Raw genomic sequence first — 18,234 nt, forward strand, 5'->3', positions numbered from 1 at the left:
TTGGCTGTGAGAAAACTTGACCACATGAGACCCACGCGGTGAGAGGCCGCACCATTCGAGCCCCACCAGAGTGGATGGGCTTTAGCACTGTGCGCTCTTGTGCCGTCTCGTGGAACCGGATCAGCCATTCAGGGTGGCGGTGAAGGCTGTGAATCCGTCGTCGGTGGAAGGCTCTGTCTTGGGTCGGGGGTCCTTGTGTGCGGGGATGCATGCTGATAGACCCCAGTTGCTCTTGGTGATCCGGGCGATGGCGGGCCACAGGATCCGTTCGTGCCAGGATGCGGGGGCGTCGTTCGGGGTCTTGTGGCCGTAGTAGGCTGCGCGCCAGGCGGTCCATACGCCGGTGAGTTCTTCCACGACCGGGCCGTGGCGGTACCAGCAGCCTGGGATCCTGGAATCGGCGGTCACTCCGTGGCGGCTGTTGTACCAGTCAACCCATTGACGCAGTTCCGTGAGGAGAGCGACCCTACCGGGGCCGTCCAGCTCCTTCCAGTTCCAGGGCGCAGGCTTCTCGGCGGGCGGCTTCCGCAGAAGATCCCCGACCAGACCGACCAACCCGTCAACGTCTGCCCGGAGCTGGCCCAGCTGGCCGTCATGGTCCAGCACCAGTTCCTCGACCGAGGGCAAAACGCCGTCAGCATCAACGCCAGCCGGTGCTATGCCGGGTGCCCCTGCCTCGCTGCCTGCACCAGTGTTTTCCGGTGCAGGCTCCTCGTCCGGCAACGGGATGTCGGCGTAGGGGTCTTCGCTCATGCGGTGATCCGGCGGGTCATGGCTTCGGCGGCCTGCTTGTCCTTTTTGATCTGTTCAATGTCGTCCCGTTCCCAGTACGGGGTCAGTTCCACGACGGCCGGGCGGACGTTGGTGTAGTGCATGAAGGCTTTGCCCTGGAGAAGTTGTTGGATTTCGTGGGCACGTATCACTGGGCGTTCCTCTTCACTGGTGGTCTTCGAGGATCCACCTTTACCTTGTGAGGTGGAGATGCGCTTGCGGTGGGTGGTGCCGGCGGCTTTCGCCACGGTTTCGAGTTCGGACATTTCTTCCAGCCCAGGAAGGAACAGGCGAAGGGACGAGGTGCCGCGGATTGCCTTGGCCCCGTCGTCTCCCCAACGGGCGCGGTTCTGGGCGAATGACTGGCTGAACCCGATGATGCGGATACCGCGGCCGCCGGAGTCCGAGAGGGCACCGGCCATTTTGGGGAAGGCTGCGACGTTGGGTGCTTCATCCAGAACCATCGTGAACACCGGCCACAGGCGACCGCCGGCGCGGGTCTGGGAGATCTTCTGTGCTTTACGGAAGACGTGGTCCGCGAACATCGTCACCAATGGAGCGACCGGGGAATCTTCCCCGTCCGTGAGAAGGTACAGCGTATTTGCCCCCGTCAGGAAGTCGTCCACATTGAAGCCCTGGCCTTCGCCAGGGGTGAGGAACTTCAGGGCCTTCGGCGAGGACAGAGGCTCCAGCAACCCAGCAAGGGTCTCCTGGATGGAGTCCACCGTTTCGCCTGCACGGGAGGAAGTCAGCGCTTGCAGGCGTTCAGCGAACGCCGCAGGTGCCCCATGTTCGCGGAGGATTTCCAGAGGTTCGGGATCTGCGAAGTTGTTGGACCAGCGCACAACGTCCTCAATCGTTCCACCATCGAGCGCCGCGGCGTGCAGAAACCGGCCCAGGATCGCTGCGGCCTTGGAGTTGAACCAGTCCCCGTTCTTCACGTTCCCCATCGGCTGGGCACCGGCCCAGGCTTTGCCACGGGCAAGGGCTTCGTCCGGGTCCTCGCATCCTGCGACGGGGCTCCAGCTGATCGTGTCATGCCAACCGGAAATGTCCTGCAGATCAAAGACCTGCGCGCGGCCGCGCCGCTTGCGCGACACTGCTGTGTACATCAGCAGGTCGTTTTTCGTGGACGTCGCCAGCACCGGGCCCGGCGCATCCAACACGATTCCCACCGCAATATAGAGGGTCTTTCCTGAGCGCTGCGGCGCGTAGACCCACATGGAATCTTCATGCTGGACGTAGAGGACTTTGCCGTCGAGTTTGAACGCAGGGACAATGATGTCCGCTTCGGCCGCGTCTTCGGGCAGGTGAAGTGACTGCCGGGCTTTGGCCAAGGCTGATTTCTTGCCCATCCGGGGCTCGAGGTCCTTGTACCGGGGCAGGCCGTCGTCCGTCGGCTTGCTGCCCCCCAGCACGATGGTCACGAACGCAATGCCGAGGAAAGCAAGAACCGCGAGCACGATCAGGATGTATGTTGCCGCTTGCGGCCAGGCGAAGGTGCCCTCCTTGAACCGGGCCACCAGCTGGGAAAGGTTTGTCCAGGGCATTCCCGTCGGTGTCAGGAGCTCACCGAAGAATGCGGAGACCCAAGCGAGGCCCGCTAAGACGACGACGGATCCGGCAAGGCCCAGCTTCAGAAGTGTGTCTGTCGAGGTTTGCTTGCTCATGCCGGGAGAACCTCCATGGCTTCGTCGGTGCTGATTTCCTCGGTGAACGCGATCGTGGAGGTGGACTTCATGGCACCGTCCGTGTCGGTCAGCTCCACCTCCAACGGGCTGCGGACGTGGATGGCCTCGAAAGGATCGAACTGGTCGATTTTGAACAGGCACGTTCCCTTGACCAGCTTCGTGATCACGTCGGCCGTCCCGGCCGGGAGGGTGAACATCTCTTCGCAGGCCAGCGCATCGGCGCTCTTTTGCTGCTTGTACAGCAGGACCGTGCCGCATTCCTTGAGCATGGAAATCGCCGGACTGTCCGCCGGGATATCGGAGATGTGGTGGAACGCGAACTGGCACGACAGGGACAGGGCACGGGAGAGTTTGGTGTTGCGGCGGGTCACCGTGGCCACCGAGCCCTGCACGGTGTGCCAGGCCTCTTCAATCAGCAACACCGTCGGGACCGCTTCTTCCTGCCGGTAGAGGGTGTTCGCCAGCCAGGTGTTGATGATCGTCATGACGATCGGCAGCGCCGGGCCGTCCTCCGGGAGCAGAGACACATCAAAGACCGTCAGGCCGGCGTTGAGCTGGATGTCGGAGCTGGTCTCCCCGTCGATCAGACCGGCCAGGTCGTCCTCGATCATGCGTTCGAGCTCAAAGGCAGGGTCCTGGCCCCATTCGCGCAGCTCTTCCACGGTCAGGTCAGTGGCTTTCGCGGCGGCTTCGTTGGGCTCGTAGAGGGCTTTGAGGACGTGCCCGATGTGCGCGACTTCCCCGGCCTTCTTCGCATCCGTCAACGCCTGCCGGTGCGCCATGCGGACTGCTTTGCCTTCCTTGGGTGTCATCGGCCGGCGGAGGGCTTCTTCCATGACGGCACGGACCAGCATGGACTGGCCGGCCGGGGTGCTGAGCGATTCTGCACTGTCGTGGTTTTCCTCGTTCAACCGGGCCGCGATACGGGGGTCCAGGATGTTGATCCGGGATCCACCGCCACCGATGCTGAACCGGACCGGGGCCACGTCGAGCTTGCGTGCCAGCGGCGTGTACTCTCCCCCGCCGACGTCCTTCTGGTACTTCTTATCGATCACGACCACGCGGCGGCCGAGGATCAGCTGACGGAGCACGCCCCAGGTCTTCATGGCCGAGGATTTCCCCTGCCCAAGGTCACCGATGTAGCAGACGTTCGGGGATTCCAGGGTGTCACCGTAGGCGGTGAACGGGTCATGGACGATCATCCACCCCGAACCAGCATCAACCCCGAACACCAGGCCACGGTGCGAGGTCGGCGGGGAGGCAATCGCCATATGCGAGAACTCCATCTGCCGGGTCGAAGACGGCACACCCGGTGCTGCAGGATCGTAGAACCCCAGCTTTGAGGCGAAAGCCCACTTACGTTCGTGGTGCCAGCGTGTCTCGGCGGTCGCTTGGGTTTCGATCAGCTCACGGTCCCTGGCTTCCTTCTTCTCCGCCTTCTTCACCGCCCGCTTGCTCACCGGTTTGTTCAATGGCTTGTTGCGCCGCAAACCCTCGGCGGCGGCGCCAGCTGCAGTTGCTTCGAGTTCCAGCTGCCCGTCACGGGCCTGGGCCCGGAGTGTCCGCTTGGATTTGCTGGCCACAGCGCATGGCAGGGTCAAACGCTTGACATCGTTCGTGGTGCTCATCGGATTCCCCTCGTGAACGGCATGGTGGTGATCAGGGCGAGGTCGTTGCGGTGGTCCAGCCAGTCAATGAACTCGATACCGGCATCGGAGGCAGCGGCCTCAACAATGTCGGTGGTGGACAGGATCTCGTTCGCGTCCTCCACGGCGAAGGAGATATACAGCCCGTAGGCGGCGCCGTGGTGGCCGGAGCCTGGCTTCAGATCCAGGAGGCGTTGGTGGGAGGCCCCCATCAGCACCTCTTCGGTGCCGTCGGTGACGACACCGGACTTGGCGACCTTGTTTCCGGTGGCCCTGTCCATCGCGGCGTCTGTCCGGGCCTTGGAGCGTGCGCTGCGTGCGTCTTCAAGTTCCATCACCATGGACACCGAGTGCACGACCGCGGGCTGGATGCCGCTAATGATCGCTTCCAAGGCCTCGACCGGGATGGGTGCGGGACTGAATGCAGGGGCCGGCACGTAGCCGGTGCGGATGTGCCAGTGATCATTCACTACCACCGAGATGGGAGACGATGCGCCGTCAAGGTGCTGCCAGCAGTCCATCAGGTTGGCACCGTCGTAGTCGTCAATGTCGAAGTCCGGGTCCTGCAGGTGGCGCAGCAGCGCGGCCATGGCCTGGGGGCCAAGGGGACGGGAGTTGGTGATCGAACCCATCATGGACGCCTGGGCCATGGCTGAGCGGATTTCCTGATAGATGGCCTGACCGATGGCTTCGTCCCCTGCCCCGTACGCTTCCGCGCGCCGGTACAGTGCCGGGGAGCCGGGGATCCGGAACGTCTCGTAGGTACGGTGCTGTTCGGAGCGTGAGCGGGTCGTCTCGCACAGCTCGCCGTAGGACTCCAAGAGGATCCGTGGAACATTCTGTGCGACGCGTTTTTTGACCCACAGCAGGTGGTCGGCCGAGTCCATCGGCACGGCGCGGGCGAGGGTCTGGATATGGGTGACCAGGGACTGTCGGCGGGCCAACCGGGCGAGGTACTGGCCACGGGCGACGTGTCCTGATTCTTTCCGGTATTCCTCCTGGATGCCCGAGGAAGAACCCATGACTTCCATCGTGGCCGTGTAGTAGGACTTCTTGACCTTGCCCTGATGCCGGAAGATGACCAGCGGCCCTTCCGGGGTGTCGATGGCGAAGTGGCGGACGGTGCCCACCATGAGCGGTGCGTTGTCCTTATGCCGGACAGGGACTTCGATCATGCCGTTCGCGTCGGCGCGATCACTGTCCTTTTTCCCGGCCTTGATCATCCCTGTCTGCGGGCGGTCCTTCACCGGGACGTAGATCAGGGACTTGTTCTTGGCGCGGACCTTCTTGTGGCGGACCTCCACGAAAATGGCACCCAAGGAGCGGTGGCCGGAGAGCTTGTTGGGCGTGGTCAGGATGACTCCTGCCAGAACCAACACCGCGGCGAGGATCAGGGCAACGATCTGGCTGCCGCCGGCCAAGATGATTATCAGTGCGGCACCGATGGAAACGGACAAGCCGATCCATTCCGGTGCTGTCCGGTTTCCCCCGAACAGGCCACGGCTCTGGACCTCGCCGCCGACAACAACCATTCTTCCCATGACTACCTACTCCTTGCCTGTACTTCTCTTACCGGCCACTGATGTGGTCGGTATCCGGTGCCATCGAACGGGCGGAACGCTGCCCGCGCATGGAGGCCTGACGTGCCGCTTCCCGGCCCGCCAGCAGGAACGCCGTCGCGCCACCGGCTGCAACCTTCACCGATCCCCGGCCCACTGCCCCGGCACCGGTTTTCAACGCTTGGCTTGCCTTCGCCCCGCCGGTCCCGGCGCGGTCTGCTTTCTGCAGCTCCCCGATCATGCGGGTTTCCGGCTGCCCCTGGGCCTGACTGCCTTGACGGTCTTGGCCCGAGGAAGAAGTACCCTGCTCGTTGGGAACCCTGGAGGCTGCACTGCGGCGTCCGGAGATGCCGGAGCCGTTCGATCCAAGTCCGGAACCGCCCTGGCCCTCTGATTGTGGTGTCATCGAAGATGGGCCCTTCGTGGCCGCCGCGCCGCCATAAGGACCTCCGCCACGGTTTGCTCCGGACTGGACTTGGGCAGTCCGTTTCTGCCTGATTGCCGAGGAGATCGCCGCGCCTGCTCCGGCGACCATTGCTGGCCCGGCGATGGACTGGCGGCCCTCACCAAGGCTGGTCGAGGACGATGGCATGATCGGGACGAACTTGTAGAGCATCGGCAGGGCGAAGGCCAGAACGCACATCGCGGCCGCGGCCAGGAACACCGATGTGGCGTTCACCATGCCGTCGTCCACACCCTCACCACTAAAGGCTGGTCGGGTGGAAATATAGCTGAACACGGCACCCATGATCAGCAGCAGCAACGGTTTCGAGAAGGAAATGCCGAGCCACAATGAGGCGATCTTGCCTACTCGTTGGCGGTATTTCGGGTGGATCAATAAGCCGATCATGATCGCGATACCCAACCCGAGCAGATACAGGGCCAAAGGTTGTAGCGCGAGCAACCCGAGCATGGCCCAGGCTGAGATGAACAATAGACCGAACAGCAAGACGGCCGCCAGGGGTCCGAATGCGCCGCTGGACTCATAGGAGGCGAATCGGGAGATAGCGACACCGAAATCCGTGACCCTACTTGAGGTCCAGAACGTGATCCCTTCAGTGATGCCGCTCATCCATCCGTTGATCACGTAGCCGATCGGAGGACCGAACAGCACCAGGATCATGGATAGAGGTCCGTACCAGAACAGCGAGTCCCTGACGGATTCCATGTCGATCTCTTCGTTCGAGACGTCTTTCCAGAGCTTGAGATACATCAAAACCATGACGATGATGCCGATTCCGGAAAACAATGCCCACGTTGCGCGGAAACCGTCGTCTACCACAAATTCGGAGACCTTCAACAGGTTGTTCAGTACCTCGTTGGTGGACTTCACGCCCTCGGCCTTAACCGTGTTTGCGAAGTCCTCGAAGCCATTTTTCGCGTTCGCGATGAACGCCACGGTATCGACCGTGCCCAGGACGACCTGACCGCCCGGCATCGCCGAGATGGCCGTCCGCATCACCACGCCAGCAATGGGAGCGAATTCACTAAACGCGGCCCCTTGGGCGCACCACGCTGTGGCTGAGGCCGGCGCACCAGCTCCGGACAGCGCCGCGCAGAACGGGACCGTGTTACTGCCGTCGTAGTCGAGGGATTTCTCGGGCGTAGTCAGGAAGGTACCGAACGCTTTGGCCGCAACGTTTTCACAGTTGCTGCCACCCATGGCTCCGAAAAACCAAGGATCGGCGCAAGCTGACTTGCCCAGTTCCTGGTTTAGCCGGTCTTTAATCTTTATTCGCTGGTCCTCCGGCAGCCCTGCGAGACGTTTGAGCTGGTCTGCGTTCAACTTCTCAGACTTGCTTACTTCGTCCGCTGCCTGTGCTGGCCCGGCGGAGACGACATCGAAGCTCAGGAACAACGCCAGGAAGACGGCGACCATGCGGATCGTCCTGCTAACGCTTAGCGTTTGCATACTCAACCCACCCCTCACGGCTGATGTCCTTGAAGAAGGCGTTGACCAGATCGTCCCGCAGAACCGGAGTGGGTTCGTCCTCCATATTGGTGCCCACGCTCATCGGGCCGGCGTCCTTGACTCGACCGCCGAAATCCTGACCCTTGGCCACAATCGCAGCATCGGAAATCTTCCAGTCACCATCCCACACCAGCTCAAACGTGACAGTCTGGAAGACACCGTTCGCAGCCTTGTTGACTCTGGCGGAAACGGCTCCAGTGAACACCTGCACAACGGCTTTTTTCTGCTCGTCGCAGCTGGCAACCCGGTACAACCCACCAGCAGCCACATCAGTGCGCGAGTACCACCCACCTTCAAAAGACCCAGGAACCGGACTCTTCGCTGCGGCGAGGACGTTGTTCGAAGAGGTCATCCTCTCGAACCAAGGACCCGACTTGGCTACCTCAGTGAGGGTCTTCTTTTGCTGTGCCCACGTATCAAGTTTCAGGTCTTTGATGAGGTGGGTGTAGTTGGCGGCGGCCTGGGCGGCTGAGTCACAGCTGCCGCTGTAGCCGGTGATGGTTTTACCGTCGCTGGCGGTTTTGGTCCCACCTTCACCGATTTTGATTCCGGAGACGGGGAACCCGAACTTTCCGGAGGCCTGAAGTGCCCCGGGGTCATCCTGCTTGGCCGCTGGTGCCGGCGGGTTCAAAAGTACGACCGCAACAGCGATGACCAGAATCACCGCCCCCAATGCTGTGAGGAGTTTCCAGTGCTTCCGCATAGGTTAGGCCCCTGCTGCCGTGGCGAGTGCCAGGATGCCGCCGATGATGACGCTTGCTCCGGCTGCGGCACCGAAGGCGATGCCGGTCTTCTTGGCCCCTGATGCGCCTTCTTCGATGTCGTCGGAGTGGCCGCGGTTGCGGGCGACGCCCCACTTCATGAGGTTCCAGAGGAAGGCGCCTGCGAGGAGAACCAGTACGAGAGCCCAGAGGGCACCGAGGATCATCTGGACAGCTCCGGTGAACTTCACACCGAGGACGTCGATGCTGGGCGTCACGCCGTCCAAGGGATTGTCTATGGTGGGTACGGCGCTGCGGATGATGATTTCGTTGCGGATCGTGGTGAACATGATTATTAGGCTCCTTAGAGGTTGATGGTTTTGGTGGAGGTGGCACGGTCGATGGCCAAGAGGCCTTCAGCGATTTCCGCTGATGCGCGTTCGAAGGCGCGGCGGGCCGGGTCGCCGACGAGCTGCCAGTCGATGATCGAGCCGGTATCCAACGCCCCGTCATACGGGATGTCGATCAGGACCCGTACCGCGGAGGCCAGGTTCTCGCGAAGCTCCGCCTGCTCGGCTGCGGAGACTTTCGCCCCGCCGCCCTGGGTGACCAGGACGACGGCGTTGGCCACCAGGTCTTTGTAGTGCGGGTTGCCGGTGCGCTCGGACATGGATTCGAGCTGTTCGATCATCCGCAAAGCGGAGACCACGGCGTTGCGCTTGAGCGTCGTGGGAATCACCAGCTGGTCGGTGACCTCGATCGAGGCGAGCCAGTTCGCTGAGCGGGTGTTGTTGCCGGTGTCCACGATGATGGTGTCGTAGAAACGGCTCACCACCGTGTGGATGCGGTTGAACTCGTCGGCACCAATGGACTTCATCCGGTCCGCATCTTCGTCGGCGACCAGGACGGAGAACTGGTTGTTGCCCTGGTGACGGGTGTAGTAGGACAGCTCGCCCTTGCGGGCGGTGACGGTCTCGAAGGACTCCAGCACGTTCAACAGGTCCCAGACAGTGCGGGTGGAGTCGTTCGCGTTGGTCCGGACGCCGGCGGTGCCCATCATTTCGTTGTTGTCCCACACCAGCGTCTGCTGGCCGGAGTGGATCCCGAACGTGGAGCCCAGACCGACGCTGCACATCGTTTTGCCGACCCCACCCAAAGGCTGGGCGACCATGATCTGCATCGGGCGGGAGTACACGCGCTGGATCGCGGACAAATCGGCCCGGCGTGCCAGCTCGGCCGCGCCTACCTTGGGCCTGATCAGACCGAAACTGACCGCCCGCAGGAACGCCTGCCAGCCGGTGGCCGGCGGCAGCTGGTCGTTCACGTTCTCCTTCCGCAGCACAGCTGCGCTGCGGCGGCCGCTGACCAACGGTGCTTCCCGGTGATCCACCGTCGCAGGCTTCACTTCAGCAGAAGCAGGCTCGGCATCCGGTACAGCGTGGATGATCGTCGCCGGATCCGCGGTCGGGGTTTCGGGCTCTGGATCGGTCAGGCTGATGGGTGCGCGGCTCTTCCGTTCGCTCCCCTGCCAGTTTGTGCTCATCGGATGGTTCCTCTCGCTCGTTTCAGGTTTGGTCTGTGGGTTCATGACGTTGGGTCTTGCGGGGATATGGCGGTGATCAGCCAGGGCTGTTGCTGCCCGGATCGGTGCAGGAGCATCGTCCAGTTGCCCGCGTCGGTAGCGAACGTCGCGGTGACGGTCATCGGGTTACCGGCATCCCTGCTGATCGCTGGGCCGTCCGTGATCTTCCGGATCGGGACCCGGGCCGGGTCGATGTACTTGGCGTCCTCCGCGTACTCCGGTGCCAGGTACGGGGCCAGATCAGTGAACCAGGTTGTTTCGGAGACGTCGGGACGAGCAAATAGGCCCATGACCTTGGCCGCGGTGTCCTTGACCGACTTCTCCGCCGCCGCATCCCACGTCACTTCCGGGATTCCGTAGTGTTCGTCCGCACCGTGATCGTGGCCGTCCCCGGCGTGATGGCTCTCCTGGCCGGTGTTTACCGTGGGAGTCGAACCGGCCGCCGGTTCAGTGCCGGTGTTGCCGGCGCAGGCGCTCAGGGAGAATGCGGCGGCGGCCAGGACGGCTGTCAGTGCAGGGTGCTGGCGCATCAGAGAATTCCTTTCTCTTTCAGGATCGGAGTCGGGTCAATGGTCGGATTGATCGGGACCATCGGATTGGGAAGGGCGCCGGCGAAAAACTCCATGTGCAGGTGGCGGCCGGTGACATTACCCGTCGCACCCTCCGTGCCAAGCGGGGTTCCGGCGGCCACGGTGTCACCTTCCTTGACCTTCACCGACCCTGCTTCCATGTGGTACATGCCGATCGTGAGCTTCCCGTCCACGGTCTGGCCGGTCACTCCGGTGCCGAACAGCCCATCGAGGTTGCGGAGCTTGACGATCTTCATATCCGTCAATGCCACGATCGTTCCCGGCCCTCCGGGATGAACGAAGTCGATGCCGTAGTGGAAGTTGGCCAGCACTCCCCCGGCCGTGCCGGGAGGTGCAGGACGGGGACCGTAGCCGCTGCTGTTGATCGCCCCTTCCATGGGAGCGACCCACTTACCGGCCAAGTCCCCCACGACCTGGTTGCCATCAGCCGGGCACACGCCGGACGGGTCCACCGCTGCTGCCGATTCCCCGCCCAAGGTTTTGAAGACCTCTGTGGCCTGTGCCCGGAACTTCGTGTAGTAGTTCGGGTCCGCGTTCCGCTGTGTCCGGTGGATGGCGATGGTCGGTTCGAGGGTTTCCCAGCCCTCCACTTTCTGGAGGGCTTTGAAGAAGTTCGTCGCCGAAATGGTGGGGTCCATCCGGTCCGCGTACGATCCCCACGCGCCATTGGCACGCTGCTGGAACAGCCCACGCGAATCAGGCCCGGCCCCGTCGCCGTAGTCGATGACACGCAGCGTGGACTCACCAATCGCGGCCTGGATCCCGATCAGCTGCGCAGCGACCGGCAACTTCAGGGACTTCGCCGCATTCATGATCGCCCGGGCGTTCTTCATCTGCTCGGCATCAAACCCGGTCACTCCCCCGGCCTGGGCAGGGCCGGCGGCTACGCTGGCGGGTGCAGCACACGATGAGGCCGCCTGCGCCGGATCACTGTCATCTAAGACAACAGTGACTAGCCCTAAGGTCAGCAGTGCAACGAGCGAAGCGCCGGTAATGACTTTACGGGCTGTCATCGCTTCATCACCGAACCGTGCCTGCGGCAGCTGGGCCGTGACGGATCCGCCGGACGTTGCGTGCCGAACGGCAGCTGTTCTTCAAAACCTGTCCCTCCCCCATGGGCTTCTCGATGCTTTCGTGGACCTCAACATCAAGTCCATCGCTTGGAACGCGCCGAGCAGAAAGGCTGGAACAAGGTTGATGGCTAGGACAATCTGTGGCTGACTCATTGATACGAAAGCCACCTTTGACGACGAATCTCCATCAGCCAGAGATCAACTCTATTCTTTACCAATAGAGTGAATCCAGCGATCAGGCGGCAGTTCGGTGCATAGTCCGGCAAGATGGACCCATGCCGCGACTCATCCGCCCCAATCTGCCCTCCAATGTTGAGGCTGCAATAAGTTTCATGGGCAGTCGGGCGCAGGCGGACGTTCTGCGTCAGTTGGCCATACTGGGTCCCGCTACAATCGGGCAATTGCAGCATGTGTTGGAGATAAGTCGACCTAGCCTGAACCGACACTTGGAAGCCCTTGCTGCTGCAGGATTGATCAGGACCGATCCGCCGCGAGGCATGCGTCAAGGTCGAGATGTTACTTACGAGCTGCAGCCCGTCAGAATTCGAGAACTGTCGCGAGCCTATGTGGATTACATTGAAGGTCGTTGACGACGGCTTGCGGGCGGCGATCGTTGTGGACATGGCTCAACCCTAACACCAGTGAAACATGTTTCGAACATGAATCAGTTTGGGTCGGCCTCGTTTCTTTCGAACTCTTCTACGTCGTCCAGTAGAGCGTTGATTGCGTCTAGCGTCTTGATATCAATATCACCAAGAGTTCGGGCGGCTATGTTCTTTAGCTTGTTTCGCCGCATCGTCTTAAGGAGTTGCAGCTCTTTCTCGATGCGTTCCGGAAGGTCACCAGTGTCCGCTGTGAGGTAGACAGGGTCAATTTCAAAGAAATTGGCTAGTGCAACCAGTGCCTCCACCGGGACCACGTCGGGCGATTCCCCACTTCTAATGCGCCACCAGCGGGTCCTGGACAGCTCGTATCCGTACTGCCGGACGCCCATCTGTATGTCGGCGAACTCATAGGATTTGCCACCCTCCGCCACTACGACGTCCAACAACAAATTTACCTTGCGTGCAAGGGTCTCCGCCCGTTCGAGCCGATCTCGGGCAGTATCACCGCCAGCCATTATTCAACCCCATCTAAATGTCACCAGCCGTTGTCTCGGCTTTGCTCACAGTTGTGCTTGGCTGGAACAACCTTCCATACCAGCGACGAACTGCCAAATCCCAGCCTACCGGGTCCGAATTCCATTCCTGAGTGTGGCCGGCGCACTCAAACTCAACGAGTTCCACCTGCTGCGGATGGGTTTCAGCAAATCTGGCTGAGGTCTCGAAGGGTACCGACCAATCCTTCCTATTATGAATAATCAGGATAGGTGTCTTGAGCGGATGGCCCAGCCTTGAGGCGTCTGATTTCCTGATCTTCAGAGGCGTGCTGATCCCGGCCAGCCTGCTTAGCTCTTTAGAGCCCAGCAGCGATACGACTTGGGACCCCAAAATAGGAGGCCAACCCTGGTGGCTTGCGTTAGCTCGGAGAACTTCCTCCCAGCTAAGTGCGGGTGAGACCATCACAATGCCTTTGATCATGCTTGCGAGTCTGGAACGCTGAAGGGTGTTCATGGCAATGGTGGCACCGAGTGACCACCCGAACACGATGCATTTGGTCCCTCCTCGATCGGAAACGAACTGCAGCGCATCTTCCAAGTCGCGCCATTCCGACTCTCCGAGGTGGGATCGGCGGTCGGCTGATGCCGGAGCGTCACCATCGTTGCGATACGAAACGATTAGGGAGTTCAAGCCCATGGCCGTTGCACTGGCAACGCCACGCAAGGGCTGGCGGCGGTCACTCCCCTGGCCATGAACATGGATCGCCCAGACATCACTTCCATTGTCCACAACCCATGCTGGGGCCGGCCCTACCGACGTTTGCACCTGGATTTCACTGAACGGGGGTTCGGGAGTCGCAGCCACGATGCCACTCCACCTGCATCGTGAATCTGTTGTTAGCGAGACTGGCCTGCGGATGAGGCTGCGCCTGACAGTATTGTCCGCCTTCGCAATAACGGGTCCGACAGCAGCCGGTTCATCCTCTCCAAAGATCTCGAGGCCAAAAACGCCCGGTAAGTCCGTCCTACTCGTGGCTCGGAGCTCAATCTCCTTCTCAGTTACCCCTAGAGGAACGATGCCGTATCGTTTCCGGGACGCGGAAGACAGTGCCTGCCTAGCGGCGACGGCCGCAACAGCTGCTGCTCCACAGGTGGTAACTACAACGAGTAATGCGGTGATGCTAGCTACCTTGAGCGCCACGGCCGGGTCTCCAAATGGCCTGTGGCCTGGGCCAGTTTAGACAGCCCCTCATCACCGATGCGTTCGCGAGCCCTTGGATCTCTAACGAGAGAATCCTGAATCTCGACAATCATGCGATGCAACTCTCGGCGAGGTCTGATATCCGTGTAAGTCACTACTCGTGTATCCAGAGTTATGCCTGAGTTTCCAACGACAGCTTGGCTCCACACGGGCTTCAAATCCGACAGCACGGCGTTGGTCCTAGAGGAATCAATGACTGTTAGGACCCTGCGGCTCGCACGCGGCAGCGCAAGCCCTGTACAGAGGAGGATAAAAGTCATGGAATTCAGCACGGCGTAGACGCCGCCGAGCGACGTCATGACTTCCACATTGCCAAGAACGTGCAGCAGATCCAGCAGTAGAACATTGACCACCAAGAGGACAGCAGATGAACACCCCAAGCCCACTAAACCGAATGCCAACGTGAAGACGCCAGTACTCCAGGAACTGCGAAGCCGCAGGCACGTCCAACCCGCCGTGGCCATGACAGCACCGATGTACGCGTACTGTACCGCCGAATATAGGGCTGCTGCTGGCTGGTCCCCGTACTCTCGCATGAACATCGTCGAGGTAGTTGGCGCGTCAATGAACGCAAACAAGGTGGTGGCTGCCGACGCGGCGACCATGACGCCGGACTTACCCAGAACTCGTGGTGACGCCATACGTTCTGAAGCGGGGCTGGCTGCTCTGTGGATCGCGCGCGCAAGGAAGTAGACGCCAACCAACAACAAGAGATTAGCTCCCAAATCGACATAGTTCCGTCCAGCTAAAAGTCCATCCACGAACGTATATGCGGCGTTGATGTTCAGGACCAATGAAATACAGATGAGCACCGCTGCCCAGAGAATACTTGTGTCCTTTCCTGGGCGTCGAGTTGCCAGGACGATCAAAGTCAAGGTGGCCATCAGCACTGCCGCAAGGATTTCCACTAGCCGAATACCTCCTCAAATGCACCCGGCTCACCGGGGATCTCTCTGATGGCCTCGGCCATGAGATCTGCAAGGTACTCGGCTGTTGCTTCCTCGACGCTTCCGAACTCCGTTCGCATGAGCGCTCTCCGTACCAGATCTGCGGGAAGATTCTGCAGGCCGTCATGAAGTAGGGCCCCAGCCCCTGGATGTGCGTCGTGCCCAAGGATCATATGCGCTAGCTCGTGGAGTACGAACTGCTGCCGCTGGAGTTCCCAAGGCGTAGGTGGGTGAAATACCCACTCCTGTCGCTTTCCGGGCAACCAAAGGCCACAAATGGAAGTGCCTATGAGGCGGTCTGTTGAACGGATTCGGATTCGGCGGCCACGGATTTCTTCGACGGCCCCCACGAGCAGTTCGAGGGTGATCCTGGTCGGTAACTTCAGCGCAGCGAAAGCTTCGGACGCGTCCCGGAACGCTCGCTCTGATGTGGTTATCGAAAGAGTAGGCAGACCTTGCGCCACCACTAATCTCCCCTTGCTAGCTTTTGGGTTCGGCTAGGCTATGCTGAAACATGTTTCAGACATGTTCAGGCGGTGGATTCTTATCCAGAGCCTAGCCAAGCGACTCGGCCCCACCATACCAAGTGGGCCTCGTTGAACGCCTGTCACAAGTAGGAAAGGATGGCATAGCGTGGATTCGATTGCCAGCTGCCCTACTCGTACGAGCACGATCGTTTTGAGCCTCACCGGCGGCACAGCCCTACCTCGTCCAAACTTGCCGGCAATCGAGCCCTTGGGCGAGAACAGGCGGTCCAGGCGTCGAGCAGACTCAATGATGGGGTCGAGCCTGTGCTTCACGAGCGATGGGAGGCGACACGCGGGACCGTTTTCTGTAAACAAATCCCCTAATCAGACTCTGCGCGGTGCTAGGTTCGACTCAGTCGATAGCTGTAAACAAAACTCCGATCGACCGCACGTGGCATCAACAATGAACCAGCTACAACCTCTGGTTGTGCGAGATTCAAAGGACCTGACAATGAGCGCAGTAATCAATCGTGGAGGCGGGCGGCCCAGCAAGGGCCTCCGCAAATACATTGGCTTCCGCACGCCAGCCAAGACCGCGGAGGACGTTCACATGATCGCCGCCGCAAAAGGCATGACTGTCACCGACTATGTTGCCTCTGCAGTCGACCGGTCCTTGCGCGAAGACTTGGCCTTGCTCGATCAGTTCACTCAGCAGGATGAACTCCCGATCCGCATGGCCTCATAGATACAAGGAAGGCCCGCCATGGGCGGGCCTTCGAAGCTGAAGATTCACGATCCGGATAGCTTGCCGGCAGACAGATCGTAAATCGTATGGAAGTCCTTAACAGGCCTTCATTTGTGTTGCAGAACCGATCTGGCAGGATCGGCCATTTCTCATTCCCTGAACAGGAACAAAATCATCGTACAACAGCACGCTCTCGTGCTGCCAGCAGCCAGCGCTGTTGGCGTGTCTCGCGAGCTATCTCAGACCTCCGATGCCGCCAGGGCATGGGCCTCACTAGCGCCTCTTCTCGCAGGTCAACCCCGTGTTCGCCTGTCTCGTGACGGTGGTAAGACTTATCCCCAAAAGCACGAACGCGCGTTGACTGAGACGCTACCCACTTTTCCTGCGGCGGTCCGGATCTTCGGGAAGGACGGTAGCTGCTCGGCTATCTTCCTTGACTTCGACTCCTCTGTTGCGGGTATCGACTGGGTGGAAGCGGACGTGAAGTCACTCCAATCGTGGCTGCACAGTTGTGGGGCCCGGTGGATTGAAGATCACTCCCCCAACGGTGGCCGGCACGTTTACATACCTCTGGAGACAAGGGTTTCTTTCTCCGAGGCGCGCGACGTTGTCGAGGCTCTCGGCACTCGATACCGGACACTGGATAAGTCTCCACACCAAAACCTTCTTCACGGTTGCATGCGCACACCAGGATCACCCCACAAGCGTGGTGGCCACCAGGAACTCGCCATGAGTCTCAGCATGGCGTACGACGTTGCACGACGCCCTAACACGGTTCGGGTTTGGGACTCCATACGCCAGGAATTGAGCGATGAAATCGCCAGTGCTCGGGCGCTGCGGCTGGAACAGCCGCTTTTCCCGGAGGACGGAAATCTGGAAGTACCGCAGATGATCGGGCGGATGTCCAGGCCAATGCAGCAGATGGCGCAGTCGGGCCTGTATGACGCGAATCGGTACGCCTCGGACTCGGAAGCCCGTCAGGCTGTCCTGACCGCGGCGGCCGCCGCGGGAATGAAACTTGTTGAGGTACAACGACGGGTCCTCCAGGGTGTCTGGCCCGGGCTTGCATCGTTCTACACCCGCTACGCCTCCCATCATCGGCTCCCCTCCCTGAAACGGGACTGGCACAACGCGATCGACTACCTACGAAAAAACCAAGGCTCAAGTACAAGGAATAACAATGCCCGTAAATCCCCCACAAGCCAGCCAAATACACAGCCCCTACTAGGAGCACCCTCAAACCCAGATCCGAGCAGCGAGCACCGCTACCTGCGCTCCTGGAGAAACGCTCTGGCACTGAGGGAGCCTGCATACGCCAGCTCCCGGACTGGGCTGGCACGTCGGATGGTTCTAAGAGCGTTGGGCGCGGCTGCCCATATGACAGCATCCCGATTTGTTGAGTTCGGCGACCGCTCAATTGCCGTGGCGACAGGGCTGGATCACACAACCGTTGGCTCTCACTTGCGGGCTTTGCGTGCTGAGAATGACCCGCTGGTGACGTTGGTAGAACGTGGCCGAGGAACCAAAGGTGACCTCTACATGTTGACGATCCCCGAAGGACTCCGCGCAGCGGCTGAGGATCTAACTTGGCGAAAGGGAAAGATTCACTCGCTCAGGCCGGTGTTCAGGGAGCTGGGTTTGCCGGCAGCGTTTGTCTACGAAGCCCTGGAGAGCACGCCAGGGCTCACAACGACGGAATTGGTTGCTTGGACAAAGCTGTCCAGAACCGCCGTGAGCGAAAGCCTTGAGGTCCTGGCAGCTTGGAACATGATCTCCAGGAACGGCGCCCGATCCTGGAGGATCGTTGCTACGACTTCTCTCCAAGAGTTGGCAGAATGCTTCGGTGTCCTGGAAGCAGTAGCAGCCCAACTCCAGAGGTACCGCATTGAACGGATAGTGTGGCGGGAGTGGCTGACAAGAAACGTGAACACAGTAGCGGAGCTCCTCTCCCCCACGGACGATTACCCGTGGGAAGCCTATGAGGGGCCACCAGATGAATGGTCGCTCGCTGACATGGCGTTTACCCGGACGAGGTGATCCATGCGCAGGTCTAGCATCTGCGTCCGTGATCGAATTCGTCGGCAGCAATGGGGTCCTCTGGTATAGGCATGTGAGTATGCGGTTTGTTTC

16 protein-coding genes are annotated in these 18,234 nt (G+C 60.7%); 3 read left to right on the forward strand and 13 right to left on the reverse strand.

From position 1 onward, the window contains the following. Positions 1-120: 120 nt before the first annotated feature. Genes ACR30Z_RS18910 through ACR30Z_RS18955 form a run of 10 tightly spaced genes read right to left on the reverse strand, consistent with a single transcriptional unit; the run spans position 121 to position 11,525 of the window. Positions 121-753: a DUF4913 domain-containing protein gene (locus ACR30Z_RS18910; RefSeq protein ID WP_434374297.1), complete on the reverse strand. Its 633-nt coding sequence runs from the start codon at positions 751-753 to the stop codon at positions 121-123. Next, a complete protein-coding gene (locus ACR30Z_RS18915) occupies positions 750-2,441 on the reverse strand; it encodes a type IV secretory system conjugative DNA transfer family protein (protein WP_434374298.1) in 1,692 nt (563 codons plus the stop codon). The genes ACR30Z_RS18910 and ACR30Z_RS18915 overlap by 4 nt, the downstream gene beginning before the upstream one ends. Beyond that, positions 2,438-4,090, reverse strand: coding sequence for an ATP/GTP-binding protein (locus ACR30Z_RS18920; protein WP_434374299.1), 1,653 nt, complete (start codon positions 4,088-4,090; stop codon positions 2,438-2,440). Before ACR30Z_RS18920 ends, ACR30Z_RS18915 begins: the two co-directional genes overlap by 4 nt. After that, positions 4,087-5,649 (reverse strand): hypothetical protein, encoded by a 1,563-nt coding sequence (locus tag ACR30Z_RS18925; protein ID WP_434374300.1) that lies wholly within the window; start codon positions 5,647-5,649, stop codon positions 4,087-4,089. Before ACR30Z_RS18925 ends, ACR30Z_RS18920 begins: the two co-directional genes overlap by 4 nt. Before the next feature lie 28 nt (positions 5,650-5,677). After that, complete coding sequence (locus ACR30Z_RS18930) at positions 5,678-7,546, reverse strand: hypothetical protein (protein ID WP_434374301.1); 1,869 nt, start codon at positions 7,544-7,546, stop codon at positions 5,678-5,680. 13 nt (positions 7,547-7,559) lie between these two features. Continuing rightward, complete coding sequence (locus tag ACR30Z_RS18935; RefSeq protein ID WP_434374302.1) at positions 7,560-8,342, reverse strand: hypothetical protein; 783 nt, start codon at positions 8,340-8,342, stop codon at positions 7,560-7,562. A gap of 3 nt (positions 8,343-8,345) precedes the next feature. Then, positions 8,346-8,690 carry a hypothetical protein gene (locus tag ACR30Z_RS18940; protein WP_253469826.1) on the reverse strand — a complete coding sequence of 115 codons (345 nt, stop codon included), beginning with the start codon at positions 8,688-8,690 and terminating at the stop codon, positions 8,346-8,348. A 14-nt stretch (positions 8,691-8,704) separates the two neighbouring features. Beyond that, the gene (locus tag ACR30Z_RS18945; RefSeq protein ID WP_434374303.1) at positions 8,705-9,883 is read right to left on the reverse strand and encodes a MinD/ParA family ATP-binding protein; all 1,179 of its coding nucleotides are present in this window, start codon (positions 9,881-9,883) and stop codon (positions 8,705-8,707) included. Positions 9,884-9,924: 41 nt separating this feature from the next. Then, positions 9,925-10,452 carry a hypothetical protein gene (locus ACR30Z_RS18950; RefSeq protein WP_434374304.1) on the reverse strand — a complete coding sequence of 176 codons (528 nt, stop codon included), beginning with the start codon at positions 10,450-10,452 and terminating at the stop codon, positions 9,925-9,927. Beyond that, a complete protein-coding gene (locus ACR30Z_RS18955; protein WP_434374305.1) occupies positions 10,452-11,525 on the reverse strand; it encodes a M23 family metallopeptidase in 1,074 nt (357 codons plus the stop codon). Before ACR30Z_RS18955 ends, ACR30Z_RS18950 begins: the two co-directional genes overlap by 1 nt. A 392-nt stretch (positions 11,526-11,917) precedes the next feature. Here ACR30Z_RS18955 and ACR30Z_RS18960 point away from each other — a divergent pair, with 392 nt between their 5' ends. Further along, the gene (locus ACR30Z_RS18960; RefSeq protein ID WP_434374320.1) at positions 11,918-12,175 is read left to right on the forward strand and encodes an ArsR/SmtB family transcription factor; all 258 of its coding nucleotides are present in this window, start codon (positions 11,918-11,920) and stop codon (positions 12,173-12,175) included. 74 nt (positions 12,176-12,249) lie between these two features. Here the strand turns inward: ACR30Z_RS18960 and ACR30Z_RS18965 are convergent, their stop codons facing one another. The 3 genes from ACR30Z_RS18965 to ACR30Z_RS18975 all read right to left on the reverse strand — a co-directional run bounded on the left by ACR30Z_RS18965 (position 12,250) and on the right by ACR30Z_RS18975 (position 14,853). After that, positions 12,250-12,705, reverse strand: coding sequence for a hypothetical protein (locus ACR30Z_RS18965; protein ID WP_434374306.1), 456 nt, complete (start codon positions 12,703-12,705; stop codon positions 12,250-12,252). A 13-nt stretch (positions 12,706-12,718) separates the two neighbouring features. After that, positions 12,719-13,549 carry an alpha/beta hydrolase family protein gene (locus ACR30Z_RS18970; RefSeq protein WP_434374307.1) on the reverse strand — a complete coding sequence of 277 codons (831 nt, stop codon included), beginning with the start codon at positions 13,547-13,549 and terminating at the stop codon, positions 12,719-12,721. Between the two features lie 320 nt (positions 13,550-13,869). Continuing rightward, a complete protein-coding gene (locus tag ACR30Z_RS18975) occupies positions 13,870-14,853 on the reverse strand; it encodes a hypothetical protein (RefSeq protein ID WP_434374308.1) in 984 nt (327 codons plus the stop codon). A gap of 1,017 nt (positions 14,854-15,870) precedes the next feature. Between ACR30Z_RS18975 and ACR30Z_RS18980 the strand changes: the two genes are divergently transcribed. Next, positions 15,871-16,104 carry a hypothetical protein gene (locus ACR30Z_RS18980; RefSeq protein ID WP_017197895.1) on the forward strand — a complete coding sequence of 78 codons (234 nt, stop codon included), beginning with the start codon at positions 15,871-15,873 and terminating at the stop codon, positions 16,102-16,104. Between the two features lie 171 nt (positions 16,105-16,275). Next, a complete protein-coding gene (locus ACR30Z_RS18985) occupies positions 16,276-18,141 on the forward strand; it encodes a MarR family transcriptional regulator (protein ID WP_434374321.1) in 1,866 nt (621 codons plus the stop codon). The last annotated feature ends 93 nt before the right edge of the window (positions 18,142-18,234 follow it).

This window comes from Paenarthrobacter sp. FR1 (assembly GCF_051106045.1).
Lineage (GTDB): Bacteria > Actinomycetota > Actinomycetes > Actinomycetales > Micrococcaceae > Arthrobacter > Arthrobacter nitroguajacolicus_A.

Excerpts from the sequence above, each read along its gene's own strand:
- ACR30Z_RS18910 (WP_434374297.1), bottom strand. The coding sequence starts at position 753 with ATGAGCGAAGACCCCTACGCCGACATCCCGTTGCCGGACGAGGAGCCT.
- ACR30Z_RS18915 (WP_434374298.1), bottom strand. The coding sequence starts at position 2,441 with ATGAGCAAGCAAACCTCGACAGACACACTTCTGAAGCTGGGCCTTGCC.
- ACR30Z_RS18920 (WP_434374299.1), bottom strand. The coding sequence starts at position 4,090 with ATGAGCACCACGAACGATGTCAAGCGTTTGACCCTGCCATGCGCTGTG.
- ACR30Z_RS18925 (WP_434374300.1), bottom strand. The coding sequence starts at position 5,649 with ATGGGAAGAATGGTTGTTGTCGGCGGCGAGGTCCAGAGCCGTGGCCTG.
- ACR30Z_RS18930 (WP_434374301.1), bottom strand. The coding sequence starts at position 7,546 with ATGGTCGCCGTCTTCCTGGCGTTGTTCCTGAGCTTCGATGTCGTCTCC.
- ACR30Z_RS18935 (WP_434374302.1), bottom strand. The coding sequence starts at position 8,342 with ATGCGGAAGCACTGGAAACTCCTCACAGCATTGGGGGCGGTGATTCTG.
- ACR30Z_RS18940 (WP_253469826.1), bottom strand. The coding sequence starts at position 8,690 with ATGTTCACCACGATCCGCAACGAAATCATCATCCGCAGCGCCGTACCC.
- ACR30Z_RS18945 (WP_434374303.1), bottom strand. The coding sequence starts at position 9,883 with ATGAGCACAAACTGGCAGGGGAGCGAACGGAAGAGCCGCGCACCCATC.
- ACR30Z_RS18950 (WP_434374304.1), bottom strand. The coding sequence starts at position 10,452 with ATGCGCCAGCACCCTGCACTGACAGCCGTCCTGGCCGCCGCCGCATTC.
- ACR30Z_RS18955 (WP_434374305.1), bottom strand. The coding sequence starts at position 11,525 with ATGACAGCCCGTAAAGTCATTACCGGCGCTTCGCTCGTTGCACTGCTG.
- ACR30Z_RS18960 (WP_434374320.1), top strand. The coding sequence starts at position 11,918 with ATGGGCAGTCGGGCGCAGGCGGACGTTCTGCGTCAGTTGGCCATACTG.
- ACR30Z_RS18965 (WP_434374306.1), bottom strand. The coding sequence starts at position 12,705 with ATGGCTGGCGGTGATACTGCCCGAGATCGGCTCGAACGGGCGGAGACC.
- ACR30Z_RS18980 (WP_017197895.1), top strand. The coding sequence starts at position 15,871 with ATGAGCGCAGTAATCAATCGTGGAGGCGGGCGGCCCAGCAAGGGCCTC.